This window comes from Acidithiobacillus sp. TH-A36 (assembly GCF_057473445.1).
On the sequence record NZ_JBYCKP010000143.1, the window covers coordinates 1 to 5565 of the forward strand.

Genomic DNA, 5565 nt, shown 5'->3' on the forward strand with positions numbered 1-5565 from the left:
TACATCTACGGTAGATACTGAATTTCTGAACCCTACTTTTAACGGGGGGAATATCGACAACACTTATTCTGGTCGCACCTTATGGATAGGTGGCGCCAACCTTTCTTCTTATAACAGCTCAACGAACAGCACAACCTATTTCAATGGGACACTCACCAGTGAAGCCGAAAATAACAACTTTTTTGCTTCTGGTTTAAACCCAGAAAACACGTCCAACCAACCCAGCTTAACCTTCGACGACAGCGCCAGTGACGCTAATGTGTTTTTGTCAGGCAGTGGTCCTATTGGTGGGAATCTGATCGACAATGCAGAAGGGGAATTGGGGCTGGGTGAGTGGGAGAGTGGCGGAGTCGTTTACGGTATTGAAGACTCGGGTAGTGGATCAAACACCGTGGGCCTCAATTTGGGGGGCATTACGTTGGGAGCCAACAGTTCCGGCATCATTTCAATGTACGATATAAACGCATCTACTCAGTTAGCTGGTGATAATCTGACTGTTGAAGACCCAAACGGTTTGACCCTGGAGGGTGCTGGCGGGGACAACACTTTAAGTGTAGATGACGCTACTATTGATGGTCCAATGTCATTAAGCAATATTACCGGAAGCGGATACACCTACTTTTTTGGGGATAGCCTAACTTCCGCTGGTGATATTTCTGTAGGTGCGCCATCGGGGAGTTCTTACTTACAATTTTTCAGTTACAACCTGGGCGGTGGTACCCTTGATGTGTCTCAAAACGGTTTCGTAGACTTGGGGTACTCTGTAGCAGATGGTGGGGTGAATAATGCAGGGGGTAACCTGTATTCCACTGGTACACAGATTGCGAATGGTTTTAACCAATCTTCAGGAAACACCTACCTATGGGTGGAAGCATCCAACACCCTAGCAAGTGGCGCCGGATACATCATTAACGCTGCAACATACAACATATCCGGTGGGGATGTAGTCATTGATGCCGTGGATAGTAATTATTCTGGGTTCTTAACCCCGTTTCCAGGCCAAGAGTTTGCGTCATCTGGTAGTGGAACCTTCGCCAATGGGGATCAGTACGGACTGTTTTCATCTACAAACGGAGGGGCTTTTAATCCATCCGAGGTTATCTATGTCTATGATGGTGCGAACAGCAGCACCATTGCTAACTTGAAACCGTACCTGGAAGTAACCAACGACACAACGGATCTATGTCTGGGTTCCGATTGTGTTGCTGCACCTGCTCCGGCTCCGGCCCCCGCTCCTGCACCTGCTCCGGCACCCGCTCCGGCACCCGCACCTGCTCCTGCTCCTGCTCCGGCTCCTGCTCCGGCTCCTGCACCGGCCAAAATTATCCCGGTCAAGGTGGTTACCCCGGTTCAGGAGACCAAGCGCACCGTTGTTTCTACTCCAACCCTCACACTGGAACAGGCGCGAGATACTTCCCATGTCATTGTTTCTACAGGTGTTGTTGGTGGTGGACCCAGGGGCCTTTGGTTCAAAGGCATGGGGGGTACTCAGTCTCAGGCGGGCGGTTATCACGGAGCCAACTACGGGATCATCGCCGGATATGGTTGGTCCGTTGGCCCAGATAAAAGGGACGTTGCTGGTCTCGCCTTCTCAGCCGGCCAAAGTGGTCTTGGTACTGGTCCACACAATTTCTCCCAGGCCAGTGATTACGCACTTTGGGCGTATGGAACGTACTACCCGAACGCCGCCCGCAACTGGAAATTTGCTGGTACCATCGGCGCGGGCCTGAGCAACAATACCGTGTCCAGCACATCCTTGGGGCTACCCCAGGTTGCTACTTTCGGCGGCCATTTCCTGAGTGCCGAAATTCGTGCAAGTTACTGGGACACCATCGACGGCATCACGATCAGCCCGCGTCTTTCCGTAGGCTACACACAATCCTGGACCAATGGATTTAACACCCATGGTGGGTCTTTCCTGAACGTCCACGTCCATTCCGCATCTGATGGTCAATTCTATGTAGAACCGGCTGTGCTGGTGGGCAAAAAGTTCAATGTTAGCCACGGCAAATACACCCTGTTTCCACAAGTAAGGGCTGGGCTAGTGGAAAATGTCGGGCCAACCCCCTCATCCACTGTAAGTGCTGGGCAAGTCGCGGCGCAGGTGGCGGGTCTTGGTTACCCGCATACCCAGGCGATGGCTGAGTTGCGACTGGATATGACCAGCCACACCAAAGATACCCATGGGCTTTCGGGCAACCTTTCCGTGCGGCAGTTGTTTGGTGGAGGGGCTTCACAAACCGAAGCCATAGCTACCCTCAAGTACCGCTGGTAACGGGGGTTCACATGGCAACCAGCAAGAGGCCAAGAGTGAAGAGAGCTACGTCATAATCAAAGGTGCTATACAGGAACCGTAGTACCCACTTTTCACGAGGAACCGTTATGAAGAAAATCAGCGCAACTGCCGGCCAGTCCGGTTCTGTAGCAAACCGCGAGGGAGGCTTTACCCTCATTGAACTGATGATCGTCATTGCCATCATCGGCATTCTGGCGGCCATTGCCATCCCACAGTACGCCGCGTACACCCGCACAGCCCAGGCAACTACCATTGCCCAGGATTTTCGTCAGGCCGTAACGGAAGTGGCCGCATATCAGGCGCAGGTACAGACCGGCGCAACTGCCAACCTGCCCGCTGAACCGTCCGGCGCTTTGCCCGGAACAGGCGGTGCTACTCTGGCTATTACTGGCACGTCTACTCCGTCAGCTCCCGGTCCGTTGACCATCACGTTGACTGCCCCTACCTCTGCGAGCACCCAGACGGATGTAGATGGTATGTTGAATAGCCAGACGGGGACGACCGGTTTCACAGGTGGTGCAGGTACGGCGACCATCACAGCTAATGGTCAGATCACCTACAACGGCTCCAGCAGCACGAGCTCCAGCAGCACAAGCACGGCCAGTTAATTTTCGGGCTGTGAGGTCTTCCACCATCAACCGCTGCGGGCGGGAAACTCGCAGCACCCTTACTTAAAGAGCCGATTTTTAGGTAAGGGTTATCTCCACTCCCAAGGTGCTATACCAATTAGAGATCATCAAAAGGGATGAAAAAATGAGCAAACCAATTTTCGCAAATATCAAGCTGGTCGGACAGTTCGCGGAGCGCATCGAGCGTGAAGCAGCGGAGCGGAAAGTGACCAAAACCGCCCTGATTACGGACTACGTTTTTCGCGGCCTTTCAACTTCTGAAGGGGGTAGTACGGAACTCGATGGCTTTGAAAAGCGGATCGCGGCAACCATGCTGGCCGTTCGCGGCGACGTGGAGGCGGTACAGGCGGAGCTGGATACATTTATCGCCATGTTTGATTTGTTTGTAAAACTGATGCTTCTGCATTTGCCCGAGCCGGCCCAGGCGGAAAGTGAGGCGGTCCAGTCCTCGGCGCTGACCCGCTACGACCAGTTTATCCAGCAAGTTGCTGAAGGTGGTTTCGACGGTGACCGGCCACGCGCTATAGCCAAAATTGCCCGTCTACTCACCCAAAAACTGAATACAGAGGAAAGCTAAAATGGCAGACACATCTCACATGGATAAGGCCCAGCAGGAACGACACACTCGATTGATCGAGCAAATGCGCCGGATTCTCGGTTCTGAAATCTGCGCCGTCTTTGAAGACCCGTCTGCTGTAGAAATCATGCTCAATGATGATGGCAAAATCCTCGTAGAACGGCACGGTGAGGGCATCACGCATCTGAATACTATGCCCGCTGCAAAAGCCCTCAATCTGCTCTCTCTCATGGCAGATTATCGTGGGGTCACGGTAAGCAGAGAAAAGCCTATTGTTGAGGGGGCAATGCCAGATGAATTTTTACGCGCCCGTTTTGCCGGTGCCATCCCGCCATTGATGCCGATGCCTACTTTCTCCATTCGGTTACCCGCACGAAAGATTTACACCCTGGAAGATTACCGGAACAACAAAATTATCACTGGTGACCAGTGTGACAGGATTATTGAAGCCGTCGAAAGCCGAAAAAATATCTTGGTGAGTGGTGGCACATCATCCGGCAAAACAACACTCCTCAACGCCATATCTGACGCGATTGCCAGCCATTCTGGTTTGGGCCAGCGTATTGTCATCATTGAAGATACGCGGGAAATCGTCTGCAATGCGCCGAATACTGTATCCATGTTGACGGATGCAGATTCAGAAATTGATATGACGCGCCTGCTTAAATTGACCTTACGCTATCGTCCCGACCGTATTTTTGTGGGTGAGGTTCGGGATGGCGCGGCCCTGGCTCTGCTTAAAGCCTGGAATACGGGGCACCCTGGAGGTCTGGCAACCCTCCATGCAAACAACCCCATGGCGGCTCTGACCCGTCTGGATCAGCTTTGCCAGGAGGCCAATGTCCCGCCGCAGCCAGAGTTAATCCGCGAGGCTGTTGATTTGGTCATACAGATTCAGCGTGATCCATCCAGCCCAGCCGGACGGCGGATTACACATATCTACGATGTAAAACAGCCCCAGGAGGCCTGATTATGTGGTACGCACTTGGACATATTGAACAACCCGCGCCGGTTACCCGGCAGGTGGCACCCGTCATGCGAAAGCCGCTGCCAGCTACGCGAGTGACCCCCCACATGATGATTAAACCGACAAAAGTTATCCAGATACAGACGCGCACAGTGTACGCCACGCATTGCCGTCCGGTTCCCGGTTATCTGCAAGAAATGGTGGTCATTCCTGCCAAATATCAGGTTTCTGAGATTTCTGCGCTGCGTTTGTTAGCCCAAAAAATGGGTTTACGGTTTGTGCATGCAGGGCCGGATTACGCCCTGTATGACACGCGGGTTCACTTCGGGAAGTCCGTGACTGCGCTGCGGTTCATCCAGTCTGTGCTGGACAGCTATGTGCCAGGCGTCCTATACATCTGGCATGGCACACTCACCGTCGAAAATCTACCGCCGAGCTACATCAAAGCGCGGGGTGCTATACAGTATCAGTAGATGTAAAATTCAATCCTTCTCTTAATTATGAGGGCACTGCAATGAAGACGAAAACCCGTTTCAACTGGAAAAAACTGATGGCCCATTCTGCTATTGCGGTGGCTGGCGTAGCAGTGGCTGGAGTGGCCGTGGCTTCAACGGCTGGTGGACCTTTCTCCACCATGAGCACTTTTATAAACACCTATTTTCTCCCGGGCGTTGGGGCTATTGGTGTAGCTGGGGGTATCGGCTATGCGGCTATTCACGGCTTCAAGCACGATTACGGCAAAGCTGTGGTTGGTGCGGGTGTGGCTACGGGTGGTGGCATCGTTATCAACAACTCCTCTTGGTTCGCATCCAAGGCGGGGGTTTCCGCTGCAACCATTGGTGCGCATCTGCCACTGGCGGTGCTCACGCTGCATGCTATAGGTCTTTAAGAGGCTTCTGGCATGGCTACCCGTTCAGTGCCTGTGCATCATGGCCTGCTCCGCCCAAAGTTGCTCATGGGCGGAGAGCGGCAGGCCGTGATCTACAATTTCGCGTCCGGCTTTTTGGTGATCATGCTCACCTTGAATTTGTATGGGATCATCGCGGCAGTATTGCTGTGTTCCAGCATTCAAGGTGTGCTGGCAATTTTGGCGAGC

The 5565-nt window shown here is 53.0% G+C and carries 7 protein-coding genes; all 7 read left to right on the forward strand.

From position 1 onward, the window contains the following. Positions 1 to 2275: autotransporter outer membrane beta-barrel domain-containing protein (locus AC2VLY_RS03925; RefSeq protein ID WP_486921797.1), on the forward strand; the 2275-nt coding region annotated here is incomplete at its 5' end. Positions 2276 to 2382: 107 nt separating this feature from the next. Continuing rightward, positions 2383 to 2904, forward strand: coding sequence for a prepilin-type N-terminal cleavage/methylation domain-containing protein (locus AC2VLY_RS03930; protein ID WP_051488057.1), 522 nt, complete (start codon positions 2383 to 2385; stop codon positions 2902 to 2904). Between the two features lie 145 nt (positions 2905 to 3049). Beyond that, positions 3050 to 3502 carry a hypothetical protein gene (locus AC2VLY_RS03935; RefSeq protein WP_024893255.1) on the forward strand — a complete coding sequence of 151 codons (453 nt, stop codon included), beginning with the start codon at positions 3050 to 3052 and terminating at the stop codon, positions 3500 to 3502. A 1-nt stretch (position 3503) separates the two neighbouring features. After that, positions 3504 to 4472, forward strand: coding sequence for a P-type conjugative transfer ATPase TrbB (gene trbB, locus AC2VLY_RS03940; protein ID WP_024893254.1), 969 nt, complete (start codon positions 3504 to 3506; stop codon positions 4470 to 4472). A gap of 2 nt (positions 4473 to 4474) precedes the next feature. Then, on the forward strand, positions 4475 to 4942 hold the full coding sequence (locus tag AC2VLY_RS03945) for a hypothetical protein (protein ID WP_024893253.1): 468 nt from the start codon (positions 4475 to 4477) through the stop codon (positions 4940 to 4942). 41 nt (positions 4943 to 4983) lie between these two features. Next, the gene (locus tag AC2VLY_RS03950; RefSeq protein WP_024893252.1) at positions 4984 to 5358 is read left to right on the forward strand and encodes a hypothetical protein; all 375 of its coding nucleotides are present in this window, start codon (positions 4984 to 4986) and stop codon (positions 5356 to 5358) included. 12 nt (positions 5359 to 5370) lie between these two features. Beyond that, positions 5371 to 5565: VirB3 family type IV secretion system protein (locus tag AC2VLY_RS03955; protein ID WP_486921798.1), on the forward strand; the 195-nt coding region annotated here is incomplete at its 3' end.

Coding starts and splice junctions, on each gene's coding strand:
- AC2VLY_RS03930 (WP_051488057.1), top strand. CDS start 2,383: ATGAAGAAAATCAGCGCAACTGCCGGCCAGTCCGGTTCTGTAGCAAAC.
- trbB (WP_024893254.1), top strand. CDS start 3,504: ATGGCAGACACATCTCACATGGATAAGGCCCAGCAGGAACGACACACT.
- AC2VLY_RS03935 (WP_024893255.1), top strand. CDS start 3,050: ATGAGCAAACCAATTTTCGCAAATATCAAGCTGGTCGGACAGTTCGCG.
- AC2VLY_RS03950 (WP_024893252.1), top strand. CDS start 4,984: ATGAAGACGAAAACCCGTTTCAACTGGAAAAAACTGATGGCCCATTCT.
- AC2VLY_RS03945 (WP_024893253.1), top strand. CDS start 4,475: ATGTGGTACGCACTTGGACATATTGAACAACCCGCGCCGGTTACCCGG.